The organism is Actinomadura sp. NPDC047616 (assembly GCF_040642915.1).
Taxonomy (GTDB): domain Bacteria; phylum Actinomycetota; class Actinomycetes; order Streptosporangiales; family Streptosporangiaceae; genus Spirillospora; species Spirillospora miaoliensis.
This window is the reverse complement of the sequence record NZ_JBEYTB010000011.1, coordinates 250962-273893: the sequence shown is the minus strand read 5'-3', so window position 1 is coordinate 273893 and position 22932 is coordinate 250962. Positions and strand designations below refer to the sequence as shown.

30 protein-coding genes are annotated in these 22932 nt (G+C 71.0%); 23 read left to right on the top strand and 7 right to left on the bottom strand.

The window, feature by feature from the left end; all coding sequences use genetic code 11:
* Positions 1-2 precede the first annotated feature (2 nt).
* The 12 genes from rplE (at position 3) to ABZ801_RS26185 (ending at position 7241) form a co-directional block, all read left to right on the top strand.
* Positions 3-578 (top strand): 50S ribosomal protein L5, encoded by a 576-nt coding sequence (gene rplE / locus ABZ801_RS26240; RefSeq protein WP_344947569.1) that lies wholly within the window; start codon positions 3-5, stop codon positions 576-578.
* Positions 579-580: 2 nt separating this feature from the next.
* Positions 581-766 (top strand): type Z 30S ribosomal protein S14, encoded by a 186-nt coding sequence (locus ABZ801_RS26235; protein ID WP_344947572.1) that lies wholly within the window; start codon positions 581-583, stop codon positions 764-766.
* A 120-nt stretch (positions 767-886) separates the two neighbouring features.
* Positions 887-1285, top strand: coding sequence for a 30S ribosomal protein S8 (gene rpsH / locus ABZ801_RS26230; protein WP_344947575.1), 399 nt, complete (start codon positions 887-889; stop codon positions 1283-1285).
* Positions 1286-1300: 15 nt separating this feature from the next.
* Entirely contained in the window at positions 1301-1837 is a 537-nt protein-coding gene (gene rplF, locus ABZ801_RS26225; protein ID WP_344947578.1) for a 50S ribosomal protein L6, read from the top strand.
* A 2-nt stretch (positions 1838-1839) separates the two neighbouring features.
* A complete protein-coding gene (gene rplR, locus ABZ801_RS26220; RefSeq protein ID WP_344947581.1) occupies positions 1840-2226 on the top strand; it encodes a 50S ribosomal protein L18 in 387 nt (128 codons plus the stop codon).
* A gap of 40 nt (positions 2227-2266) precedes the next feature.
* Positions 2267-2890, top strand: a complete 624-nt coding sequence (gene rpsE, locus ABZ801_RS26215; protein WP_344948025.1) for a 30S ribosomal protein S5 — start codon at positions 2267-2269, stop codon at positions 2888-2890.
* The gene (gene rpmD, locus ABZ801_RS26210) at positions 2890-3072 is read left to right on the top strand and encodes a 50S ribosomal protein L30 (protein ID WP_344947584.1); all 183 of its coding nucleotides are present in this window, start codon (positions 2890-2892) and stop codon (positions 3070-3072) included. Before rpsE ends, rpmD begins: the two co-directional genes overlap by 1 nt.
* A gap of 2 nt (positions 3073-3074) precedes the next feature.
* Positions 3075-3557 (top strand): 50S ribosomal protein L15, encoded by a 483-nt coding sequence (gene rplO / locus ABZ801_RS26205; protein ID WP_344947587.1) that lies wholly within the window; start codon positions 3075-3077, stop codon positions 3555-3557.
* A 252-nt stretch (positions 3558-3809) separates the two neighbouring features.
* Entirely contained in the window at positions 3810-5117 is a 1308-nt protein-coding gene (gene secY, locus ABZ801_RS26200; protein WP_344948028.1) for a preprotein translocase subunit SecY, read from the top strand.
* Complete coding sequence (locus ABZ801_RS26195) at positions 5117-5767, top strand: adenylate kinase (RefSeq protein WP_344947590.1); 651 nt, start codon at positions 5117-5119, stop codon at positions 5765-5767. The genes secY and ABZ801_RS26195 overlap by 1 nt, the downstream gene beginning before the upstream one ends.
* A 201-nt stretch (positions 5768-5968) precedes the next feature.
* Complete coding sequence (map, locus tag ABZ801_RS26190; protein ID WP_360702428.1) at positions 5969-6790, top strand: type I methionyl aminopeptidase; 822 nt, start codon at positions 5969-5971, stop codon at positions 6788-6790.
* Positions 6791-6809: 19 nt separating this feature from the next.
* Complete coding sequence (locus tag ABZ801_RS26185; RefSeq protein ID WP_360702425.1) at positions 6810-7241, top strand: DUF1707 domain-containing protein; 432 nt, start codon at positions 6810-6812, stop codon at positions 7239-7241.
* A 46-nt stretch (positions 7242-7287) separates the two neighbouring features.
* Here the strand turns inward: ABZ801_RS26185 and ABZ801_RS26180 are convergent, their stop codons facing one another.
* Positions 7288-8100 carry a phosphodiesterase gene (locus tag ABZ801_RS26180; RefSeq protein ID WP_360702422.1) on the bottom strand — a complete coding sequence of 271 codons (813 nt, stop codon included), beginning with the start codon at positions 8098-8100 and terminating at the stop codon, positions 7288-7290.
* A gap of 295 nt (positions 8101-8395) precedes the next feature.
* Positions 8396-8953 (bottom strand): hypothetical protein, encoded by a 558-nt coding sequence (locus tag ABZ801_RS26175; RefSeq protein ID WP_344947602.1) that lies wholly within the window; start codon positions 8951-8953, stop codon positions 8396-8398.
* 343 nt (positions 8954-9296) lie between these two features.
* Between ABZ801_RS26175 and infA the strand changes: the two genes are divergently transcribed.
* From infA to truA, 8 genes are all read left to right on the top strand, one after another.
* Positions 9297-9518, top strand: a complete 222-nt coding sequence (gene infA, locus ABZ801_RS26170) for a translation initiation factor IF-1 (protein WP_067912209.1) — start codon at positions 9297-9299, stop codon at positions 9516-9518.
* Between the two features lie 69 nt (positions 9519-9587).
* Positions 9588-9701 (top strand): 50S ribosomal protein L36, encoded by a 114-nt coding sequence (gene rpmJ, locus ABZ801_RS26165; protein ID WP_021596712.1) that lies wholly within the window; start codon positions 9588-9590, stop codon positions 9699-9701.
* Positions 9702-9961: 260 nt separating this feature from the next.
* A complete protein-coding gene (gene rpsM / locus ABZ801_RS26160; protein ID WP_344947607.1) occupies positions 9962-10342 on the top strand; it encodes a 30S ribosomal protein S13 in 381 nt (126 codons plus the stop codon).
* A gap of 72 nt (positions 10343-10414) precedes the next feature.
* Positions 10415-10816, top strand: coding sequence for a 30S ribosomal protein S11 (gene rpsK, locus ABZ801_RS26155; protein ID WP_067912217.1), 402 nt, complete (start codon positions 10415-10417; stop codon positions 10814-10816).
* Positions 10817-10839: 23 nt separating this feature from the next.
* Positions 10840-11469 carry a 30S ribosomal protein S4 gene (rpsD, locus tag ABZ801_RS26150; RefSeq protein WP_360702417.1) on the top strand — a complete coding sequence of 210 codons (630 nt, stop codon included), beginning with the start codon at positions 10840-10842 and terminating at the stop codon, positions 11467-11469.
* Positions 11470-11582: 113 nt separating this feature from the next.
* Positions 11583-12596 carry a DNA-directed RNA polymerase subunit alpha gene (locus ABZ801_RS26145; RefSeq protein WP_344947613.1) on the top strand — a complete coding sequence of 338 codons (1014 nt, stop codon included), beginning with the start codon at positions 11583-11585 and terminating at the stop codon, positions 12594-12596.
* A 167-nt stretch (positions 12597-12763) separates the two neighbouring features.
* Positions 12764-13279, top strand: coding sequence for a 50S ribosomal protein L17 (gene rplQ / locus ABZ801_RS26140; protein WP_344947616.1), 516 nt, complete (start codon positions 12764-12766; stop codon positions 13277-13279).
* A gap of 172 nt (positions 13280-13451) precedes the next feature.
* Entirely contained in the window at positions 13452-14372 is a 921-nt protein-coding gene (gene truA / locus ABZ801_RS26135; RefSeq protein ID WP_360702413.1) for a tRNA pseudouridine(38-40) synthase TruA, read from the top strand.
* A gap of 15 nt (positions 14373-14387) precedes the next feature.
* On the opposite strand, the gene ABZ801_RS26130 is transcribed toward truA, so the two are convergent.
* The 3 genes from ABZ801_RS26130 to ABZ801_RS26120 form a co-directional block, all read right to left on the bottom strand.
* Entirely contained in the window at positions 14388-15998 is a 1611-nt protein-coding gene (locus tag ABZ801_RS26130; RefSeq protein WP_360702411.1) for a hypothetical protein, read from the bottom strand.
* Between the two features lie 15 nt (positions 15999-16013).
* On the bottom strand, positions 16014-17078 hold the full coding sequence (locus ABZ801_RS26125; protein WP_360702408.1) for a hypothetical protein: 1065 nt from the start codon (positions 17076-17078) through the stop codon (positions 16014-16016).
* A gap of 261 nt (positions 17079-17339) precedes the next feature.
* Complete coding sequence (locus ABZ801_RS26120; protein WP_360702405.1) at positions 17340-18383, bottom strand: CAP domain-containing protein; 1044 nt, start codon at positions 18381-18383, stop codon at positions 17340-17342.
* Between the two features lie 478 nt (positions 18384-18861).
* Between ABZ801_RS26120 and rplM the strand changes: the two genes are divergently transcribed.
* The 3 genes from rplM (at position 18862) to glmM (ending at position 21616) form a co-directional block, all read left to right on the top strand.
* Positions 18862-19305, top strand: a complete 444-nt coding sequence (gene rplM / locus ABZ801_RS26115; RefSeq protein ID WP_360702403.1) for a 50S ribosomal protein L13 — start codon at positions 18862-18864, stop codon at positions 19303-19305.
* Positions 19306-19472: 167 nt separating this feature from the next.
* Positions 19473-19994 (top strand): 30S ribosomal protein S9, encoded by a 522-nt coding sequence (rpsI, locus tag ABZ801_RS26110; protein ID WP_344947634.1) that lies wholly within the window; start codon positions 19473-19475, stop codon positions 19992-19994.
* A 278-nt stretch (positions 19995-20272) separates the two neighbouring features.
* Positions 20273-21616 (top strand): phosphoglucosamine mutase, encoded by a 1344-nt coding sequence (glmM, locus tag ABZ801_RS26105; RefSeq protein ID WP_360702399.1) that lies wholly within the window; start codon positions 20273-20275, stop codon positions 21614-21616.
* Between the two features lie 149 nt (positions 21617-21765).
* On the opposite strand, the gene ABZ801_RS26100 is transcribed toward glmM, so the two are convergent.
* Complete coding sequence (locus ABZ801_RS26100; RefSeq protein ID WP_344947641.1) at positions 21766-22110, bottom strand: hypothetical protein; 345 nt, start codon at positions 22108-22110, stop codon at positions 21766-21768.
* A 47-nt stretch (positions 22111-22157) separates the two neighbouring features.
* Positions 22158-22856: an HNH endonuclease family protein gene (locus tag ABZ801_RS26095; protein WP_360702396.1), complete on the bottom strand. Its 699-nt coding sequence runs from the start codon at positions 22854-22856 to the stop codon at positions 22158-22160.
* Positions 22857-22932 lie beyond the last annotated feature (76 nt).

Below are 22932 nucleotides of genomic sequence, written 5' to 3'. Positions count from 1 at the left end.
CGATGACCGAGACCGTTACCGAGCGGCCCGTGCCGAAGCCGCGGCTGAAGCAGCGCTACCGGGACGAGATCGCCCAGGCGATGCGCGAGCGCTTCGGCTACGAGAACGTGATGCAGATCCCCACGCTGACCAAGATCACGGTCAACATGGGCGTGGGCGAGGCGGCGCGTGACGCCAAGGTGATCGAGGGCGCGATCCGCGACCTGTCGCTGATCACCGGGCAGAAGCCGAAGGTGAACCGGGCGCGCAAGTCCATCGCGCAGTTCAAGCTGCGCGAGGGCATGCCGATCGGCGCGCACTGCACGCTGCGCGGCGACCGGATGTGGGAGTTCCTCGACCGCCTGCTGACGCTGGCGCTGCCGCGCATCCGCGACTTCCGCGGACTGTCGCCCAAGCAGTTCGACGGCAACGGCAACTACACGTTCGGGCTCACCGAGCAGGTCATGTTCCACGAGGTCGACCCCGACAAGGTCGACCGGCAGCGGGGCATGGACATCACCATCGTGACCACCGCCACGAACGACGAGGAGGGCCGCGAGCTGCTCAAGCTCCTGGGCTTCCCCTTCAAGGAGAGCTGAGGATGGCGAAGAAGGCACTGATCGCCAAGGCGGCCCGTCGGCCCAAGTTCGGGGTGCGCTCGTACACCCGGTGCTCGCGCTGCGGACGTCCGCGTTCGGTCTACCGGAAGTTCGGCCTGTGCCGGGTGTGCTTCCGGGAGATGGCGCACCGGGGCGAGCTGCCCGGCATCACCAAGTCCAGCTGGTGACGACCACCAGCCCGTAATAACCACCGGGCGCCCGCGGCAGCGCGGGTGTCCACGACCACGCCAAAGGTCCACGTGTTCGGGCGAACAGAGGAAACCGTGGCGAGGGAGGGCCAGTAGGCCATGACGATGACCGACCCGATCGCAGACATGCTGACGCGTCTGCGTAACGCGAATTCGGCGTACCACGACAGCGTGGCGATGCCGTACTCGAAGATCAAGGCGCACATCGCCGAGATCCTGCAGCAGGAGGGCTACATCTCCGGCTGGCAGGTGGAGGACGCCGAGGTCGGCAAGAAGCTCGTGATCGAGCTGAAGTTCGGCCCGACCCGGGAGCGTTCGATCGCCGGCATCAAGCGGGTGTCCAAGCCGGGTCTGCGGGTGTACGCCAAGAAGGACAACCTGCCGAAGGTCCTGGGCGGCCTGGGCGTCGCGATCATCTCGACGTCCTCGGGCCTCATGACGGACCGGCAGGCGGCTAAGCGCGGCGTGGGCGGCGAAGTCCTCGCCTACGTCTGGTGAGGGGGGTTTAACGACATGTCGCGTATCGGACGTCTCCCCATCACCGTGCCCAGCGGCGTCGAGGTCAGGATCGACGGCCGGGAGGTCACCGTCAAGGGGCCCAAGGGTGAGCTGCGGCACACCGTCGCCGAGCCCATCGAGGTGAAGCTGGAGGACGGCAAGGTCACCGTGACCCGGCCGAACGACATCAACACCGTCCGGGGTCTGCACGGCCTGACCCGCACGCTGATCAACAACATGGTGGTCGGCGTGACGGAGGGCTACCGCAAGACCCTGGTCATCCAGGGCGTGGGCTACCGGGTGCAGCAGAAGGGCACGGACCTGGAGTTCTCCCTGGGCTACAGCCACCCGATCAACGTCGCTCCGCCGGAGGGCATCACCTTCCGCGTGGAGAAGCCGACCCAGCTGGTCGTCGAGGGCATCGACAAGCAGAAGGTCGGCGAGGTCGCCGCCAACATTCGCAAGCTGCGCAAGCCCGACCCGTACAAGGGCAAGGGCGTGCGGTACGAGGGCGAGCAGATCCGCCGCAAGGTCGGAAAGGCTGGTAAGTGATCATGGCGGGCACCAAGACCCTGGCCAGGAAGAACACCGCGGCGCGGCTGAAGTCCCGGCGGCGCCGGCACCTGCGGGTCCGCAAGAAGGTCGTCGGCACCGCCGCGCGGCCGCGCCTCGTCGTGACCCGGTCCAACCTGCACATCCGGGCGCAGGTCATCGACGACGACCGGGGGCACACCCTGGTGTCGGCGTCCACCATGGAGGCCGACCTGCGCGCCGACTCCGGCGACAAGAGCGCCAAGGCCCGCAAGGTGGGCGAGCTGGTCGCCGCCCGTGCCAAGCAGGCCGGGATCACCGCCGTGGTCTTCGACCGTGGCGGCAACAAGTACCACGGTCGCATCGCCGCCCTGGCGGACGGTGCGCGCGAGGGCGGGCTGGAGTTCTGAGACTCATGGCCCACGAACCGCAAGACGAGAAGAGGTACCACTGATGGCAGCGCAGAGGCGCGGTGGCGGTCAGGGTGGCGACCGTCGCGACGGCCGCCGCGACGACCGCCGCGGTGGCGCCGACAAGGGCCAGTCGTACATCGAGAAGGTCGTGGCGATCAACCGGGTCGCCAAGGTCGTCAAGGGCGGCCGGCGCTTCAGCTTCACCGCCCTGGTGATCGTCGGTGACGGCAACGGCACGGTCGGCGTCGGATACGGCAAGGCCAAGGAGGTGCCCGCGGCGATCGCCAAGGGTGTCGAGGAGGCCAAGAAGCACTTCTTCAAGGTGCCGCGCATCCAGGGCACCATTCCGCACCTGGTGCAGGCGCGGGACGCGGCGGGCGAGGTCCTGCTGCGGCCGGCCAGCCCGGGTACCGGTGTGATCGCCGGTGGCCCGGTGCGCGCGGTGCTGGAGTGCGCCGGCATCCACGACGTGCTGAGCAAGTCGCTGGGCAGCGACAACGCGATCAACATCGTGCACGCCACGATCGCCGGGCTCAAGCAGCTCAAGCGGCCCGAGGAGATCGCGGCCAAGCGCGGCCTGCCGATCGAGGACGTGGCCCCGGCCGCCATGCTGCGGGCGCGCGCCGCCGGCAGCGAGCCGCGTGCGGAGGTGGCGTCGTAATGGCCCAGGTGAAGATCACCCAGGTCAAGTCGGTGATCAGCGAGAAGCAGAACCAGCGTGACACGCTGCGCACGCTCGGTCTGAAGAAGATCGGGCAGAGCGTGGTCCGGGAGGACTCGCGGCAGCTGCGCGGCATGATCCGGACGGTGAACCACCTGGTCGCCGTCGAGGAGGTCGACTGACCATGGCGACCGATCTGAGCAAGGACTCGGCCGGTACCGAGGGCGCTCCGCTCAAGGTGCACGACCTGCGTCCGGCGCCCGGCGCCAACCGCCGCAAGACCCGCAAGGGCCGCGGTGAGGCGTCCAAGGGCAAGACCGCCGGTCGCGGCACCAAGGGCACCAAGGCCCGCGACACCGTGCCCGTCGGGTTCGAGGGCGGTCAGATGCCGCTGATCCGCCGGGTGCCGAAGCTCAAGGGCTTCAAGAACCCGAACCGGGTCGAGTTCCAGGTGGTGAACCTGGACAAGCTGGCCGAGCTGTACCCGCAGGGCGGCGAGGTGACCGCCGACGACCTGGCGGCCCGGGGCGCGGTGCGCCGCGGCCGTCCGGTCAAGGTGCTGGGCGAGGGCGACATCTCCGTGGCCGTCCAGGTCCGGGCGCACGCCTTCTCCGCTTCGGCCAAGGAGAAGATCGAGGCGGCCGGCGGGTCCGCCGAGACGCTGTAAGAAGGACACCGGCACAGTGACACCGGGGCCGTTGACGACGCGGCCGAGCATTCCGCGGGGGGACCAACCCCCGCGGACCCCCGGCCTTCGGGACAGGGGCGACCTTCGGGTCGATGTGGTCGGCGACACGGCCCCGGTGTCGTGTGCTGTTAGAGTCGGGGCGACGGCGGTGGTATCTTTCGGCGTCCGCCGTCTACGACCTGTAACCGGCCCCTCGGCGGCCATGGATTCACCAGTCGCGCAGGAGGAATGGTGCTGACCGCGTTCGCTCGGGCATTTCGTACGCCTGACCTGCGTAAGAAAATACTCTTCACGCTATTCATCATCGTGGTCTTCCGCATCGGGTCGGTGCTGCCGTCCCCGGGCGTGAACACCGAGGTCCTGCGCGAGACCGCCGACCAGGCTAAGCAGAGCAACCAGCTGTACGGGCTGGTGGACCTGTTCAGCGGCGGCGCGCTGCTGAAGCTGTCGGTGTTCGCGTTGGGCATCATGCCCTACATCACCGCGAGCATCATCCTGCAGCTGCTGACCGTCGTGATCCCCAAGCTGGAGGCCCTCAAGAAGGAGGGCCAGGCCGGCACCACGAAGATCACCCAGTACACCCGGTACCTGACCGTGGGGCTGGCGATCCTGCAGGCGACCGGCATCGTGGCCATGGCCAGTACCGGGCAGCTGTTCCAGGGCGTGTCGGGGGGCGGTGACGTCCTCTACAACAACGACCTCGCCACGATCATCACGATCGTGATCTGCATGACCGCGGGCACCGCGGTCATCATGTGGCTGGGCGAGCTGATCACCGACCGCGGCGTCGGCAACGGCATGTCCATCCTGATCTTCACCCAGGTGGTCGCGGTGTTCCCGGCCCAGTTCTGGGCGATCTACCAGGGCCAGCCGGAGGACCGCCGGATCTTCGTGTTCGCGCTGGTGATCCTGGTGGGTCTGGCGATCATGGCGGGCGTCGTGTTCGTCGAGCAGGCCCAGCGCCGCATCCCGGTGCAGTACGCCAAGCGGATGGTCGGGCGGCGGATGTACGGCGGCACGTCCACCTACATCCCGCTGAAGGTCAACCAGGCCGGCATCATCCCGGTCATCTTCGCCTCGTCGCTGCTGTACCTGCCGGTCCTGGCCACGCAGCTGTGGCCGAACACCAAGTGGCTCCAGAACGTCCAGCCCTACCTGCAGCAGGACAACCCCTGGCACATGGCGGTGTTCTTCGCCTTCATCATCTTCTTCACGTACTTCTACGTCGCCATCACCTTCAACCCCACCGAAGTGGCCGACAACATGAAGAAGTATGGTGGGTTCATCCCAGGTATTCGTCCGGGCCGGCCGACCGCCGAGTACCTCGACTACGTGCTCACCCGGATCACCACGCCCGGCGCGTTGTACCTGGGGCTCGTCGCCCTCATCCCGATGGTGGCGTTCTCGCTGTTGAACGCCACCCAGGACTTCCCGTTCGGGGGCACGAGCATCCTCATCGTCGTCGGCGTGGGACTGGATACCGTGAAGCAGATCGAAAGTCAGCTCCAGCAGCGCAACTACGAGGGCTTCCTCCGGTAGTGCGTATCGTCCTGGTGGGCCCCCCTGGTGCGGGTAAGGGGACGCAGGCCCAGTTCATCGCATCGCATCTGTCCATCCCGAAGATCTCGACAGGTGACATCTTCCGGGCGAACGTCAGCAACGGCACCGAGCTGGGCCGTAAGGCCAAGGCGTACATGGACCGCGGCGACCTGGTGCCGGACGAGATCACCATCGCCATGGTGCGCGACCGGCTGGCGCAGGACGACGCCCGGGACGGGTTCCTGCTGGACGGCTTCCCGCGCAACGTCCCGCAGGCCGAGACGCTCAAGAAGATCCTGGCCGAGTGGGACGCCCGCCTGGACATCGTCCTGGAACTCGTGGTCGACGAGGACGAGGTGGTGCGCCGCCTGTCGGGCCGGCGCACCTGCTCGCGCTGCGGCCGCATCTGGCACGTCGACTTCGACGACAAGCAGGACGACATCTGCGACGACTGCGGCGGCGAGCTGTTCCAGCGCGACGACGACCGCGAGGAGGTCGTCCGGCACCGCCTGGAGGTCTACCAGCAGCAGACCTCGCCGCTGGTGCAGTTCTACGCCGACGAGGGCATCCTGGTCGGCATCGACGCCACCGGGCCGATCGAAGAGGTGACCCACCGGGCGCTGGCGGCGCTGCGCCCGCTGGAGCGGTGACCTCCGGGTCCGGCATTACGCGCGGTTCAGGCGTACGCGCGCGTCCGTCGCAGCGGTGACGCGCGCGTACGCTGGACGCACGGCCTCGATGTGATCGAGGGCGGTCGACGGGGACGGCGGCCCGGCCCGGCACCGGCGGGCGCCCCCCACAGGTAGGCAGGCCGCGCGCGGGCGGTCCCGGCGCGCGGTACAGGGAGTGGCATGTTCCGACGGCGTAGGCCCGCGATCCAGATCAAGACGCCCGAGCAGGTGGAGCTGATGCGGGAGGCGGGCCTGCTGGTGGCCCGCACCCTGGAGCTGCTGCGCGAGGCGGTCAAGCCGGGCATCACCACGATGGACTTGGACGTGCTGGCCGAGACGCACATCCGCGACCACGGCGGCGTGCCGTCGTTCAAGGGCTACCACGGCTTCCCGGCGACGATCTGCGCGTCGGTGAACGAGGAGATCGTGCACGGCATCCCGCGGGCCGACAAGGAGCTGCGGGACGGCGACGTGATCTCCATCGACTGCGGCGCGATCGTGCAGGGCTGGCACGGCGACTCGGCGGTGACCGTCCCGGTGGGGGAGATCTCCGCCGAGCGGCGGCGGCTGCTGGAGGTCACCGAGGCGTCCCTGTGGGCCGGTCTGGCGGCCGGAGTGGTCGGGGCGCACCTGACCGACATCTCGCACGCGATCGAGTCTCACATCCGCTCTCAGGGCCGCTACGGCATCGTCGAGGGGTACGGGGGGCACGGCATCGGCACCGAGATGCACATGGACCCGCTGATCGCCAACCACGGCGCCCCGGGGTACGGGCCGGTGCTGGAGCCGGGCATGTGCTTCGCGGTCGAGCCGATGGTCAACCTCGGCGGCAAGGACACCCTGGAGCTGGCCGACGGCTGGACGGTGGTCACCGTCGACGGCAGCGTGTCGGCGCACTTCGAGCACACCTTCGCGGTGACGCCGCAGGGCCCGCGCGTGCTGACGGCCATTGACGAGGGGCGGGAGTGGCTTGCCAAGTTGACGGGTAGTAGTTCCTCCTGAGAACCGCGAAGGGGCTGGCATGCCGCCGAACCCTGACATCCGTGCCTCCGACGCCGACCGCGACAGGGTGGCCGAGCTGCTGCGCGAGCACTGCGCGCAGGGCCGCATCACCGTGGACGAGCTGAACGAGCGGCTGGAGACCGTCTACGCGTCCAGGACGCTGGGGCAGCTGCAGGACGTCACCGCGGACCTGCCCGAGGAGGACCTGTACGAGCTGCCCGTCCCCGCGTCGCAGCGCGCCACCGTGGAGCCCGTGCGCGGCCGGGGCGTCCTGGAGCGGCGCGGCCGGGAGGTGTGGGCGACGTGGGCCGCCGTCAGCGCGGTCAACCTGGGGATCTGGCTGATCCTGGCGGTCACCGGCACCATGGTCTACCCGTGGTGGATCTGGGTGGCGGGGCCGTGGGGCGCGGTGCTGCTCATCGGTACGGTGCTGGGGACGCGGCGGCGCTGAACCCGACGCCCGAGTTCACCGCCCCCGAGTTTCATCCCTCCCGAGGTCATTCCACCTGCATGAGCGGCCGGTAGTTGCCGGTCGGCACAAAGTGCGTGGTGGCCGTTCCGTCGGCGACCAGGTGCACGGCGAATCCGGCGGGTTCCCCGGTGAGCGCGGCGCGTCCCGGACGGGTCATGTCCAGGAACAGCTGCCGGTAGGTGCTGGGGCAGGTGGTGCCCACCGTCCCGGCCAGCGACCCGACGGTCCCTCGGTGCACGTGCCCGCTGACGACGCGCACGACCTGCCGGTGCCGGGCGATGATGTCGGCGAACGCGGCCGCGTCGGTGAAGCGCATGTCGTCGACGAAGCGGATGCCGATCGGGTACGGCGGGTGGTGCGTGGCCACGATCGTGGGGGTGTCCGGCATCTCGGCCAGGGTGCGGTCCAGCCAGGCCAGGCGCCCTTCGTCCATGGACCCGTGCGACTTGCCCGGGACGCTGGTGTCGCAGCACACCAGGCGCGTGCCGGCCACGTCCACGGCGTACTGGACGGGGGCCTGGGGCTCCCCTCCGGTGGCGGCGACGGCGGGATGGTCGCGGAACGCCGCGCGCAGGGCGTCGCGGTCGTCGTGGTTGCCGGGCAGCGGGTAGACGGCCATCGGCAGGGGCGACAGCAGCGCGTGCAGCCGTTCGTACTCGGCGGGCCGCCCGCCGTCGGCCAGGTCGCCGGTCAGCACCACGGCGTCGGGCCGTGCGGGCAGCGACAGCAGGCTCGACACCGCCGTCCGCAGCGCCCGCACCGGGCCCGAGGCGTCGTCGACCACGCCGTCCCGGCCCGCCGCCAGGTGGATGTCGCTGAGCTGCGCGATGATCGCCATGGATCTCCCCCTCCTTCCGGCATACCACGAAGCGCCCGGACGGCCCTGCGGCGTCCGTCTCCCGTGCCGGCCCTGTGTTGATCTTGGCTGCCGCTCGGCCGCCCTGTCGACTCGCCTCCGGGAGACGTGAGTCATCCCACCGCGTGACCGCCGCGTGGCCGTCCTGCCGGGTTGGCGCCGGACGTCCGGCGACGGCCTGGGCGAACGTCCGGCGTGCACCGGGCGGGCGGCGGTCGGCCTGCGGACGGGCGCGGGACGTGCGTCAGGGACGCGGGCGGTCGGGCGGTGGCGCTCTTCAAGCGACCTGGGCGATCACGGCCGAAAGCGCGGAGGTGACGTCCTCGGGGGCGGGGGCCACGTCGGGCACGATGTCGCGCAGGGCCAGCCAGCCGTTGATGGCCTGGGCGGTCGGCCGGGCCTCGCGCAGCTGCGGGTCGTCCACGCCGTACCAGGCGGCCACCTTCGACCAGCGCCACAGCCGGTGGCCGGCCGAGGACATCTCCGCGGCGGGGAATCCGCCGGGGCCGCGCGCGCCGGTGATCGACAGGCGCACCGAGTCGGGGGAGCGGCCGACCCGTTCGGCGATGTCGCGGATGGTCAGCAGGGGGTCGGCCTCGACCCGCTGCACCCGCGCGCCCGGGGCGGCCTCCTCCACGTGCGCCACCACCTCCATGATCGCGGCGGCCAGCGTGGGGCCCTGCCAGGTGCACTGCGCGTTGCCGGGCCGGTCGGCGTGCTGCGGCTCGGTGATGATGGACACGGTGACCAGCCCGCGGGTCCGGTCGAACAGCGGGTCCAGCTCCTCCTCGTAGAGGGGACGGCTCAGGACCAGCGCGAAGTCATAGCCCGGCATGCCGAGCCCCTCTCTGTGCTCCGCGCGCCTGCTGTCACGACCGACGCTCCTTCGAACCCCGCCCACCAGCCCCCATCAACGGACGCCTCCCTCAAGGATCCCTCATGGAAAGGTACAACGCGCGGGCGGCGATATGCTTGTGCGGGAGCAGTGTCGGGGCCCCAAACGCGCGCTCGTTTCGCATTCACGGCCCCAGTGCCGTAGACTCCTTTGTCGGTCCACCATCCGGCCGCCTTTCACCCATGCCTCAGTGCCCCTGGCGCCCTGGCGACGGGCCGCGGTCGTGCGTCGCGCGGCGACGCCGGGCCTTATCCGATGAACCGATCAGCAAAGCGCGGAGGACATGCCCAAGAAAGAAGGGGCCATCGAGATCGAGGGCACCGTCGTCGAGTCCCTCCCGAACGCCATGTTCCGAGTGGAGCTGGACAACGGGCACAAGGTGCTCGCCCACATCAGCGGCAAGATGCGGATGCACTACATCCGGATCCTGCCGGACGACCGCGTCGTCGTGGAGCTGAGCCCCTACGACCTCACGCGCGGTCGGATCGTCTACCGCTACAAGTGAACCAGTCCCACTGAGGTTGCCTCTCCCGCGTGTGGCGGCGCGGGGGTGACCCTGGCAATAGGAGACCCAGTGAAGGTCAAGCCGAGCGTCAAGAAGATCTGCAACAAGTGCCGGGTGATCCGGCGCCACGGCCGGGTCATGGTCATCTGCTCCGACCCGCGCCACAAGCAGCGTCAGGGCTGACGTCCCGGGCGTGTCGCCCCGCTCGCCGGGGGGCCACGCGCGAGGAACAGTCCACATCTGAAGACAGCGCAGCGCGAGCCTTCACACTCCACGCCGTACGTCTCGCCGGGACGCTCCCCCTGGGAGCTCCCTGGAGGGTCGTACGGCATGGTCGTGTGAAGGGACCCACCCCCGGACGGAGGCCGGGGCCGCCACCCGGGCAGGGTGTGAGCGGGCCGCGATGCGTCGACACCTCCGCTACATGAAGGGAACTGCCCGAGATGGCACGCCTGTTGGGCGTCGACCTCCCGCGCGACAAGCGCGTGGAGATCGCTCTCACCTACATCTTCGGCATCGGCCGGACGCGCGCGCAGGAGACCCTGCGCGCCACCGAGATCAACCCGGACCTGCGCGTCCACCAGCTCGGCGACGAGGAACTGGTCAAGCTGCGCGACTGGATCGAGGCCAACTACAAGATCGAAGGCGACCTGCGCCGGGAGATCCAGGCCGACATCCGCCGGAAGATCGAGATCGGGTGCTACCAGGGCATCCGGCACCGCCGCGGACTGCCCGTGCACGGCCAGCGCACGCAGACCAACGCGCGCACCCGCAAGGGCAAGAAGAAGACCGTGGCCGGGAAGAAGAAGGCCGGCAAGAAGTAACAGCCGTCCGGGTCCCCGTCCCCTCGCCGGGCCGGGAGTCCGGGTCGATGACCTCAGGAGTAGAGAGAGCAGATGCCTCCCAAGAGCCGAGCCGGCGCCAAGAAGGTGCGCCGCAAGGAGAAGAAGAACGTCGCGCACGGTCACGCGCACATCAAGAGCACGTTCAACAACACCATCGTTTCGATCACCGACCCGAACGGGAACGTGATCTCCTGGGCCTCCTCGGGCCACGTGGGCTTCAAGGGTTCGCGCAAGTCGACCCCGTACGCCGCCCAGCAGGCGGCCGAGGCCGCCGCCCGCCGCGCCATGGAGCACGGCATGCGCAAGGTGGACGTGTTCGTCAAGGGCCCGGGTTCGGGTCGTGAGACCGCCATCCGGTCGCTGCAGGCCACCGGCCTGGAGGTGGGCTCGATCCAGGACGTCACGCCCGTTCCGCACAACGGCTGCCGGCCGCCCAAGCGCCGCCGCGTCTGAGCCGGTAGAGGAGATCAGGAGAGATGGCTCGTTACACCGGCGCCGACTGCAAGCTCTGCCGGCGCGAGAAGATGAAGCTGTTCCTCAAGGGCAGCAAGTGCGAGGGCCCCAAGTGCCCGATCGAGATCCGGCCCTACCCGCCGGGTGAGCACGGCCGGGGCCGTCCCAAGGAGACCGAGTACCTGCTCCAGCTGCGCGAGAAGCAGAAGGCCAAGCGCATCTACGGCGTGCTGGAGCGGCAGTTCGGTAACTACTACGTCGAGGCCAACCGGCAGGGCGGCAAGACGGGTGAGAACCTGCTGCGCCTGCTGGAGCGCCGCCTCGACAACGTGGTGTTCCGGGCGGGCTTCGCCAAGTCCCGGGACATGGCCCGGCAGATGATCCGCCACGGTCACTTCCTGGTCAACGGCAAGAAGGTCAACATCCCCTCGTACCAGGTCAGCGAGGCCGACATCGTCGAGGTCCGGCAGAAGTCGCTGCCGATGGCCCCGTTCGAGGTCGCCCGCGCCGAGGCCGGCGAGCGCCAGGTTCCGGCCTGGCTGGGGGTGCAGACCGACGGCCGGATGCGGATCTTCGTGCACTCGCTGCCGGTCCGCCAGCAGATCGACGCTCCCGTCCAGGAGCAGCTGATCGTCGAGCTCTACTCCAAGTAAGGGCTCACCCCGGATTCGCGCCGGGCCCGCAGGCTCGGCGCGAATCCGGACAAACGGGGTACAACTCCATCGCGGTCGTCAAATAGCGGGCACCGCGGAAAGAAGGTTCCATCATGCTCATCGCTCAGCGTCCCACCCTCACCGAGGAGCAGGTCGACGAGTACCGGTCGCGGTTCACCATCGAGCCGCTGGAGCCGGGCTTCGGCTACACCATCGGCAACTCGCTGCGCCGCACCCTGCTGTCCTCGATCCCCGGCGCCGCCGTCACCAGCATCCGCATCGAGGGCGTGCTGCACGAGTTCTCCACCGTCCCGGGGGTCAAGGAGGACGTCACCGACATCATCCTTAACCTCAAGGAGCTCGTCGTCTCCTCCGAGCACGACGAGCCGGTGGTGATGTACCTGCGCAAGCAGGGCCCGGGTGAGGTGACCGCGGCCGACATCGCGCCGCCGGCGGGGGTCGAGGTGCACAACCCCGACCTGCACATCGCCACGCTGAACAACAAGGCCAAGCTGGAGATGGAGCTGACGGTCGAGCGCGGCCGCGGCTACGTCTCGGCGGCCCAGAACAAGCAGCCGGGCCAGGAGATCGGCCGGATCCCGATCGACTCGATCTACTCGCCCGTCCTGAAGGTCACCTACAAGGTCGAGGCGACCCGAGTCGAGCAGCGCACCGACTTCGACCGGCTCATCCTGGACGTGGAGACCAAGCAGGCCATGCTGCCGCGCGACGCGGTGGCCTCGGCCGGCAAGACCCTGGTCGAGCTGTTCGGGCTGGCCCGCGAGCTCAACGTCGAGGCCGAGGGCATCGACATGGGCCCGTCCCCGACCGACGCGGCCCTGGCCGCCGACCTCGCGCTGCCGATCGAGGAGCTGAACCTCACGGTCCGCTCCTACAACTGCCTCAAGCGCGAGGGCATCCACTCGGTCGGCGAGCTGGTCGCCCGCAGCGAGCAGGACCTGCTCGACATCCGCAACTTCGGCGCCAAGTCCATCGAGGAGGTCAAGCAGAAGCTGGCCGACATGGGCCTGTCGCTGAAGGACTCCCCGCCCGGATTCGACCCGAGCGCGGCCGCGGACAACTACGGCGACGACGACACCAGCTACGCCGAGACCGAGCAGTACTGATCCGCGAACGACCCCCGTCGCGACGGGGTGGGACGCGGGTCCGCCCGCCCGGGCGGACCCGCGTCCCGTGAACAACGAGTAACCGACACGATGATCCCGCCGCGTGCGTCACGACGGCGGGCGACTGACGCCGGTACCTGATACGGCCGGCGCAGGAAGGACACGCGATGCCCAAGCCCACCAAGGGCGCTCGCCTCGGCGGCGGCCCCGCGCACCAGCGGCTGATCCTGGCCAACCTGGCCACCCAGCTGTTCGAGCACGGGCGCATCACCACCACCGAGGCCAAGGCCCGGCGGGTGCGTCCGCTGGCGGAGAAGCTGATCACCAAGGCCAAGCGCGGTGACCTGCACAACCGCCGGCAGGTGCTGCGCGTCATCCGGGACAAGAGCGTGGTGCACGAGCTGTTCACCGAGATCGCTCCGCGCTACGAGAACCGTCCCGGCGGCTACACCCGGATCACCAAGATCGGCCCGCGTCGCGGCGACAACGCGCCGATGGCCGTGATCGAGCTGGTGCAGGAGCCGCTGGCGGCGTCCACCGGCACCGCCCCGGCCGCCGAGACCGCCGCTCCGGCGGAGGAGGCCGAGGAGAAGACCGACCTCACCAAGGGCGAGGCCGAGGCGGCGGAGTCCGCGGACGAGGCGAAGGCCGAGGCCAAGGACGACGAGGGCGACGCCAAGTAGGCCGTCCCTGAACCACGTCGGTGACGATTTCGATCGACACCACCGGGGCCCGCCGTCCCGCTACGGGACGGCGGGCCCGATCTTTGCCAGACTGGATCTATGGTCAGGTCAGGAGAGCGGCGGCCCACAGGGAGATGGAGCAACGACGTTGGAGAAGGGCAGCTTTCCTGACATGACCGCATTGGTACGGCTCCGCCTCGACATCAGCTACGACGGGGGCGAGTTCGCGGGCTGGGCCCGTCAACCGGGGCAGCGGACCGTGCAGGGCGTGATCGAGGACGCTCTGGCGCGCGTGCTGCGCCTGGACCCGGCCCCGGTGCTGACCGTCGCCGGCCGCACGGACGCGGGAGTGCACGCGCGCGGCCAGGTCGCCCACGTCGTCGTCCCGAGCGCCGCCTACTCCGCCATCAACGGCACGCTGCCGCGCCGGCTCGCGGGCGTGCTGCCGCCGGACGTGCGCGTCCGGCGCATCGCCCCGGCGCCCGACAGCTTCGACGCGCGGTTCTCGGCGCTGTCGCGTCGCTACGAGTACCGCGTGTGCGACGACCCGGTGGGCGTGGAGCCGCTGCGCCGCCGCGACGTGCTGTGGCACCCGCGTCCGCTGAACCTGGACCGGATGAACGCCGCCGCCGCCGGACTGGTGGGCGAGCACGATTTCGCCGCGTACTGCCGCAGGCGGGAGGGCGCCACGACCATCCGGCGGCTGCTCCGGTACGAGTGGGCACGCGAAGAACGCCACATCGCGGTGGCCACGGTCGAGGCGGACGCCTTCTGCCACTCCATGGTGCGCGCCCTGGTGGGGGCGCTGCTGATGGTCGGCGACGGGCGTCGTGACATCGAGTGGCCCGCCCAGGTGCTGGCGGCCGGGGTGCGCGACTCCGCGGTGAACGTCGCGCCCGCGCACGGGCTGTCCCTTGAGGAGATCCGGTACCCGGACGACGACGGCCTGGCGCGGCGCGCCCAGGAGACCCGGCGCGTCCGCACCCTCAACGCCACCGGCGGCAACGGTGCCACGACCGGCAACGGCGGCTCGGGGGAGACGGCCGGTGAGGGCGCCGACGCGAACGAGTCGTCCTCGGCGGGCGTTTCCTAGCCGCCCCCGGCGCCGTCACGGGCGTTGCTTGGCGCGTGCGTCGACGGGACGTACGCCGTAGTCGATGAACTGCCGCGCCACGTTCTGCAGCGCGTCCCCGGGCTGGGGGCGCCTGCCGTTGGCGTACTGGGCGTACGAGTAGACGATGTAGCGGCCGCGCACCGTGCTGGCGGCGTATCCGCCCGCGCGGTCGATGTCCTTGGTGCGCGAGCCCGCCATGCCGCGAAACCATTCGTACTTGCTCGGGTCACCGGCACGGCTCGCCCTCAGCGCGGCGTCGCGGTCGGGCAGCACGGCGATGCCGGACGTGACGGCCACCGACCGCTCCTTGTCCAGGAACGTGACGCGGACGACGCTGGTGCAGCCTTCGCGCTGCAGGGCCTGTGCCATCGCGCCGCGCGCGGTCAGGGCGCACTTGTGGTTGACCGACGCCCTGTCCCGTACGTAGGAGCGGCCGCCCAGGGTGACGTTGTTGGCGGGGAACGCCTCGACCAGTGCCAGCGGCTTGGGGTCGGTCTTGGCGCTGTTGATGCTCGCCTGCGGCGGCAGGGACGGGGCGGGAACCGTGGTGGCCCGCGTGGGCGTGGGCGCCGGCGGCTGCTGGGCGGACGCGGGCGTGCGTCCGGCCGGGGTCGCCTCGCGGTCGTCGCCAGACCCGGCACCGATCAGGACGTACGCGCCTGCGGCGATGACGAGCGCGCCCGCGACGCCACCGGCGGCCAGCAGGCCCTTGCGGTTGCCGCGGGTCTTCCCGCCCGGCGCGGGCGCGGCGGTGGCGCCGTGGGCGGCGGGGAACGACTGCGTCGGCCCGTTGTACTCGGGGCCGCCGAACGGCACCGGGCTCTCGGAGCGGTACAGCGGCGTGGCCACCGTGGGCTGGTCGGCGGGTGCGGCAGGGCCGGGTGCGGGCGCCGGCGGGGGCGGGATCTCGGTTCGGGGGAGCGGCGCGGTGTCGTCGTCTGACGGCTCGGTGTCCGCGGGCTTGCCGGCCGACGGCTCGGTGCCGGCGGGCTTGTCGCCCGGCTGGTCGACGTCGGCGGGCCTGGCGTCCGCCGGCCTCGCGTCCGTCGCGGAGTCGTCGTCGAGACGGACGACGGGGATGCCGTCGGGGTCGGTGTCGGCGGCGGGCGGCGTGGACGGCGGGACGAGCGGCCGGACGGGGACGGCGCCGCGCGTGTCCACGCTCGGCACACCGACGCCCGCCACCAGCGTGCCCGGCGTCGGAGCCGGGAGTGGACCGGTCCCAACGGGGCGCTCGGACGGCTCGGGCGTCTCGGCTTCGACCTTCGTGGGTTCGGCCTCGGGCGCGGGCTGCTCGTCACGCCCGCTCTCGGCGCCGGCGTCGGGCGCGGTCTGCGGCTTGTGCTCCGGGTCGTCGTCCTCGTCGGTGGCCCACCAGGGACGCTGGAGCATGAACGGGGGCAGCCCGACGGTGTCGGGCTTGTCGGCGGGAGCTTCCTCGGAAGTTTCCGGGGAGGTCTGCGCGGACGGTCCGGCGGGCTCGCCGCCGGCGGGCTCGTCGTTGGCGGGGCCCGCGTTGCCGAAACTGGGCGGCGCCTCGGAGGCGGGGCCGGAGGACGCCCCCGGCTCCTCGGCGGAGTCCCTGGTCTCGTTAGGTCCAGACATAAGAAGTGAGGGTATTCAGTTTCCGAAGGGTTTCCCCTCGGTCTCCCGGTAGGCCAGCGCGAAGCTGAGGTTGCTGCCCTTGATGACCTGGCGTCCGAACGTGGTGACGGCCTTGTAGGACGCCTCCGGGATCTTCTTGCCGTCGGGGCGCTGGATCCAGGTGATGACCAGGTAGTGGCCGCGCGCCTCGACGGTGCCGAGCGCCTCGCCCTTGCCGATGTTCTTGGTGATGCCCGGGCCGGGCAGCGGCCGCAGCGCGGCGCTCTTGGCGCCGGCGGCCTTGACGGCGGTCTTGGCGGCGGTCTCGGTCCGCAGGTTGAACACGCCGACCGAGCCGATGAGCGCGCCGTCGCCGCGCACGTAGGTGGCGCGCAGCGCCTGCGAGCAGCCGCCCTTGCGCAGCGCGTTGACCAGCGCCGTCCCGGCCACCGTGCCGGTGCAGCCGCGCTTGGAGTGCCAGGCCACCCGGCTGTACTTCATCCCGCCCGCCTTGAAGGAGCGCTTGCCGAAGATCTCCTTGAGCGTCAGCGGGGTGGGGTCGGTGGTGCGGCTCTTGAGCTTGACCGGCTCCAGCGCCGGGACCGTGGGGGACGGGGTCGGCGACGGGGCGGCCTGCGTCGGCGTGGCCGAGGCGGTGGCGGGCTTGGCGCCGCCGTCGTCCTCCAGCATCGAGGACACCACGAAGCCGCCGCCGACCAGCAGCAGCCCGGCGGCGGCCGCGCCGCCGATGATCAGCGCGAGGTTGGGCCGGCGCTGCCGTGGCGCCTCCTGCCCGTCGGTCCCGTCGGGCGGTTCGGGGCCGTCCGGCCCGCCGGCGCCGGGCCCGCCGGGACCGGGGCCGAAGTCGGCGAACTCGCCGTTCGGACCCGGTCCCGGCGCCTGCCCGAACTCCGGGCCGTAACCCTGCCCGAAGCCCTGTCCGTAGCCCGAGTCGTAGGTCTGGGTCTCTCCCGGGGCGCCGTGCCCTCCCGGGCCGTCCGGAGCCTGGCCGAAGGACGGCGTGACCGCCTGGGTGCCGGACGGTCCTTCGTGGGCGGACGCCGCGGCGTGCCGCGGCCTCTCCTCCCACGGGTCCCCCAAGGAGGGCCCTCCGTGCGGAGCCTCCTCGGGCCGTTCCGGTGCGGGACCGTACGGCGCGGACGGTGGCTGCTCGGAAGGCCAGCCGCCGGTTTTGCCTTGATCGCCCGGATAACCCATGGCTTGGACCTTACCGTTCCTTCGCTGTGACTCTGGATCTTCGGGAAGTGCTCGGGACCTTCGGATCACCCACCTTGACATGGGGCGGAACCGGACGCCGCCGGTTTGCGGAAGGTCGTCCGGCGGGCGGACGAAGGGTGACTGCTACCGGCCGAAGTCCTGCGTCCAGTACAGGCCGCGGTCGCTCTTGGCCACGCCGACACCGATGGTGCGCAGGTTGCAGTCGAGGATGTTGCGCCGGTGCCCGTCGCTGTTCATCCAGCCCTTCATGACCGCGTCGGGGGAGGAGTACCCCATGGCGATGTTCTCGGCCGCCGGGTCGGGGTATCCGGCCGCCTTCATGCGGTCGAACGGGTCGTCGCCGTTCTGGGAGTTGTGGGAGAAGTAGTTCTTCGCCGCCATGTCCTCCGAGTGCTTGCGCGCGGCGGTGACCAGCCGGTCGTCCACCTTGAGCGCGCTGCAGCCCGCCTTGGCCCGCTCCTCGTTGGTGAGCTTCACCACGGCGGACTCCTCGCTGGTGGACTTGCCCGAGTCCGAACCCGAGTCCGAACCGGAGCCCGAGTCCGAACCGGAGTCCGAGCCCGAGTCCGAGCCCGAGTCCGAGCCCGAGTCCGAGCCTGAGCCGGAACCGGAGCCGGAACCGGTGTCAGAACCAGAACCCGAGCCGGTGTCAGACCCCGAGCCGGAGCCCGCCCCGGTGTCGGAACCGGAGCCGGAGCCAGAACCGGAGCTGGAGCCCGAGCCGGTGTCAGAACCGGAACCGGAGCCAGAGCCCGAGCCGGTGTCAGAGCCCGAGCCGGAACCCGAACCCTTGCCCCAGTCCCAGCCCCAGTGGGAATGCGAATCCGAGTCCGAGCCGGAGCCGGAGGAGTCCGAGCCGGAACCGGACGGGGGCGTGCTGCTGTCGTCGTCCGGCGAGGAGGACGGTTGCGGCTTGGGCGACCAGGTGTGCTTGGGCCAGTCGCCGTGCATCCGCTTGAGCGACGGCGTGTCGCGGTTCCACCTTCCCTGCCACTGGTCGGGCGAGGGGTTCTGCTGCCGCCCGGACTGGGGGGACGGCGTGAAGTTGCTCGACGCGCTGGCCGGCTCGGCGTCCAGGCCGGGCAGGGCGGCGCGGTCGAGCGCGAAGCCCGTGCCGACGGCGAGCGCCGAGGCGGTGAGCGACGCGGTGACGACCGCGAACTTCATGCCCCGGGTGCGTCCGCCCTTCCGGCGGTGCTTGGGGGTGTGAGGGGTGCTTGCCTTTTCTGTTGAGCGGGGAGTGTTCAGCGGGGGCTCCCTGGGTCGGGCCGGCGGTGCCGGCGGGACGTACCAGTGGCACGGCACCTTAGCCCCATAAAAACGGACAAGTCTTCCTAAAGCGGGCAGATTTTACCTGTTCACGCCGGGTAGGGTGATCGACACGGGCCTCCGCGGCCCCCTGGGAAGGCGTCCCGAAGCCCGGCCGCGCGGGGCCTGTCGACGCCGTCCGTGCGGCCGAAACGGTCGAGACACCTTCGCGCGTAGGGCATACTGGAGGGTGGCGGGGCTGCACGACGTTCCCGCTTTGACCCGTGCCCGCGAGGCTCGATATTCTGCGGGTTCGTTGTGTCTTTGCTTGCGTCCGTCTTCCATGGCGGGCGATCGCAACCGCTAGAAGTCGACGAGGAAACGAAGGTCTACGACCGTGCGCACGTACACCCCTAAGCCCACTGACGTCGAGCGTCAGTGGTACGTCATCGATGCGACCGATGTCGTGCTGGGTCGGCTCGCCAGTCAGGTCGCGCAGCTGCTTCGGGGTAAGCACAAGCCGATCTACGCGCCGCACCTGGACACCGGTGACTTCGTCATCGTCGTGAACGCCGACAAGGTCGCGCTGACGGGCAGCAAGCGCGAGCAGAAGCGCGCCTACCGGCACTCCGGTTACCCGGGCGGGCTGCGCTCGATCGCCTACAGCGACCTGCTGGACAAGCACCCCGAGCGCGCGGTCGAGAAGGCGATCAAGGGCATGCTGCCCAAGAACTCGCTCGGCCGGAAGATGTTCGGCAAGGTCAAGGTGTACCGCGGCCCCGAGCACCCGCACCAGGCGCAGAAGCCGATCCCGTTCGAGATCACGCAGATCGAGCAGTGACCCCCGGCCGTCCGGCGTCCGCCGGACGGTGACGCACACCCAACACGGTGGATGCCGGCCACGCGCGCGGCTCCGCCGGTCGGTCGCCGAAACCATTTCCGTGGCCGCCGGGGCACCCGAAGACCGACCGGGCCCGCCGCCCTGGCCAGAAGACCCTTGGAGAATCCGTGGACGAGTCCACCGGCATGGAGACGCCCGCCGAGGGCGTCGAGTACGACTCCTACGACGAGGAAGCCCCGTCGGAGTACAGCACCGAGACGCCGCAGGCCGTCGAGACCGGCTACCTCGGTCAGCCGGTGGCGACCGGCCCGGCCGCCGGCACCGGCCGCCGCAAGCAGGCCATCGCGCGGGTGCGGATCGTCCCCGGCAACGGCACCTGGAAGATCAACGGTCGGACCCTCGACCAGTACTTCCCGAACAAGGTGCACCAGCAGATCGTGAACGAGCCGTTCGTGCTGCTCGGCCTGGACGGGCAGTTCGACGTGCTGGCCCGCGTCAACGGCGGCGGCGTCACCGGACAGGCGGGCGCGCTGCGCCTCGGCATCTCCCGGGCGCTGCAGGTGGCCAACCCCGACCACCGTCCGGCGCTGAAGAAGGCCGGCTTCCTGACCCGCGACGCGCGGGTGATCGAGCGCAAGAAGGCCGGTCTGAAGAAGGCCCGCAAGGCGCCGCAGTACAGCAAGCGCTGATCGTCAACGGTGCGAGCCGTCGCACCCCGCGCACGAGGTCCGGTGCGCGACCCGGAGGCACCGGGTCGCCCGGCCGCGCGGGGGCGGCGGCTCGTCCGCGTTTCCGGGTCGTCCGTCCCGCCCGTGCCCGCGCCGCCGGATCGCGACGCGACGATCTTGAAGGTGGCGGAGCGGCTGCCGTGGGCGGGCCGGCGCACTACATTTGACCGCGCGGAGCGACGGGGTGCGGCCCCCGGTCGCGGGCCGCGCGGTCTTCTTTCTCATCGGGAGTGGAAACTGTGGGTCGTCTCTTCGGGACCGATGGCGTACGCGGGCTCGCCAACCGCGATCTGACCGCCCCGCTGGCCATGGACCTGTCCGTCGCCGCGGCGCGGGTCCTCGGCGAGGCCGGCGCCTTCACCGGGCACCGTCCGGTGGCCGTGGTCGGGCGCGATCCGCGGGCCTCGGGCGAGTTCCTGGAGGCCGCGGTGGTGGCCGGGCTGGCCAGCGCTGGCGTGGACGTGCTGCGGCTGGGGGTGCTGCCGACGCCGGCGGTCGCCCACCTGACCCACGCGCTCACCGCCGACCTGGGCGTGATGCTGTCGGCTTCGCACAACCCCGCTCCCGACAACGGGATCAAGTTCTTCGACCGCAGCGGCCACAAACTGCCCGACGAGATCGAGGACCGCATCGAGGGCAGCCTCGGGCTGGCGTGGGAGCCGCCGACCGGCGCGGGCGTCGGCCGCGTCCGCGAGGCGCACGGCACCGTCGAGCACTACGTCGCGCACCTGATCTCCACCCTGCCGGTGTCGCTGGCCGGGCTGCGCGTGGTGGTGGACTGCGCGCACGGCGCGTCCTGGGAGGTGGCGCCGGAGGCGCTGCGCCGCGCCGGCGCGGAGGTGATCACCATCGGGGTGGCGCCGGACGGGCTGAACATCAACTCCGGCTGCGGCTCCACCCATCTGGACGCGCTGCGCGCGGCGGTGCTGGAGCACGGCGCCGACGCCGGGATCGCCAACGACGGCGACGCCGACCGCTGCCTGGCCGTCACCGCGTCCGGTGAGGAGGTCGACGGCGACCAGATCATGGCGATCCTGGCGCTGGAGCAGCGTGAGGCCGGGCTGCTGGCCGCCGACACGGTGGTCGCCACGGTCATGTCCAACCTGGGCTTCCGGCTGGCCATGCGGGAGGCCGGGATCACCGTCGTGGAGACGGCGGTCGGCGACCGGTACGTGCTGGAGGCGATGAAGGAGGGCGGCTACACGCTGGGCGGCGAGCAGTCCGGCCACGTGATCATGCGCCACCACGCCACCACCGGCGACGGCGTGCTGACCGGGCTGCACCTGCTGGCGGCGATGGCGCGGCGCGGCGTCTCGCTGGACGAGCTGGCCAAGGTGATGACGCGGCTGCCGCAGGTGCTGATCAACGTCCGGGGTGTGGACAAGACGCGGGCCAAGACGTCCCCGGAGCTGGCCGGGGCGATCGCCGAGGCCGAGTCGGAGCTGGGCGACACCGGGCGGGTGCTGATCCGTCCGAGCGGCACCGAGCCGATGGTGCGGGTGATGGTCGAGGCGGCCTCGCAGGAACAGGCGCAGGCGGTCGCCGAACGGCTGGCGGGCGTCGTCCGCACGGCCCTGGGCTGACCCGGGCCCTCGAAAGACGGAGCCTTCGCGTCCCCGGCCCTCAAAAGGTGGCCGGGGACGCGGCTTTTCTCATGGCGCGCGCCGCGGACGCGCCGGACACGCCGGACACGCCGGACGTTTCGCGCACCGGACGCGTCGCGCGCGGCGGGTCAGCCGTCGGTGATGTCCAGGCGGCCGACCTTCAGGTGCCTGATCTCCACGGTGCCCGCCTGGAGATGCTCGATGACGGCCCGCTTGACGGCCAGCCGGCCGATGGCGACCGCGCCGATCGCGATGGCGCCCAGCACCATCGAGCCCAGCGCCAGCGACCCGACGGCGTTCCCGGCGCGCAGCGTCAGGCCGGTCGCCGAGGCGCCGGTGACCTCGGCGCCGGTGGCGCGGGCCCCGAAGGCGCGTTCGGTGCGGACGCGCGGCTTGTCCTCCCGCGCGTGCTCGTCGTCGTTCGGTGCCTGCCCGTTGGACGGGGCGGTGTGCTCGTTGGGGTCGCTGCTCATGGAGTTCACCCTATTGCCGCCGTTCCCGCGCCGCGCCGGGCTCGGCCCTAACAGCGGTCGAGGAAGCCGCGCAGCGCGTCGCGGTCGGCGCGGGTCACCGGCAGGGAGTACTTGCGGGCGACCGAGACGTACCTGATGCCGTACTCGCAGCGGAACGCCTCGTCCGGCTTCCACTCCGCGGGGCCCGAGTCGCTCTTCTCCCGGTTCGGCACGCCCCACACCGCCAGGAGGTTGTCGGGGTCGTTGGCGAACCGCTCGCGCCGGTCCTCGCTCCAGCGGGAGGCGCCCATCCGCCAGGCCAGCGCCAGCGGGTAGACGTGGTCGATCTGCACCTCGGCGGGCTTGGACCGGTCGAAGGTGATGTCCCGACCGCTGTAGGGGTCGCGCAGCCGCCCGGAGGTCACGACGCAGTCGTCGCGCTTGCGCACCTGCCGCAGGTCGCGGGCGAGGATGTCGTTGCGCTGGTCGCAGCCGTTGCGGTCGGTGTCCTTCCATCGGCCGCCGAACCGTTCGCGCGAGTAGCCGTCCCCGTCGCTCTGGGACGTGACGCGCAGCGCGCCCAGGTCGTCGCGCGCCTGGGCGACGTTGCGCTCGGCGGGCCGCGAGGCTCCGCCGGACGGCCGCGCCGACGAGGAGGGCCCCGACACGCGGACGTCCGCCTCGCATCCCGTCGCGACCGTCGCGAGCAGCGCACACGCCAGTCCCGCCGCCGACCGCCGCACGCCCCGACGCCGCCGCCACGCCATTCCGCCACCGCTTTCTAGTTTTGACTTGCTATGCACCTATTTACCGGTATTTGACGGTCCGAGGTTACGGGTGGGC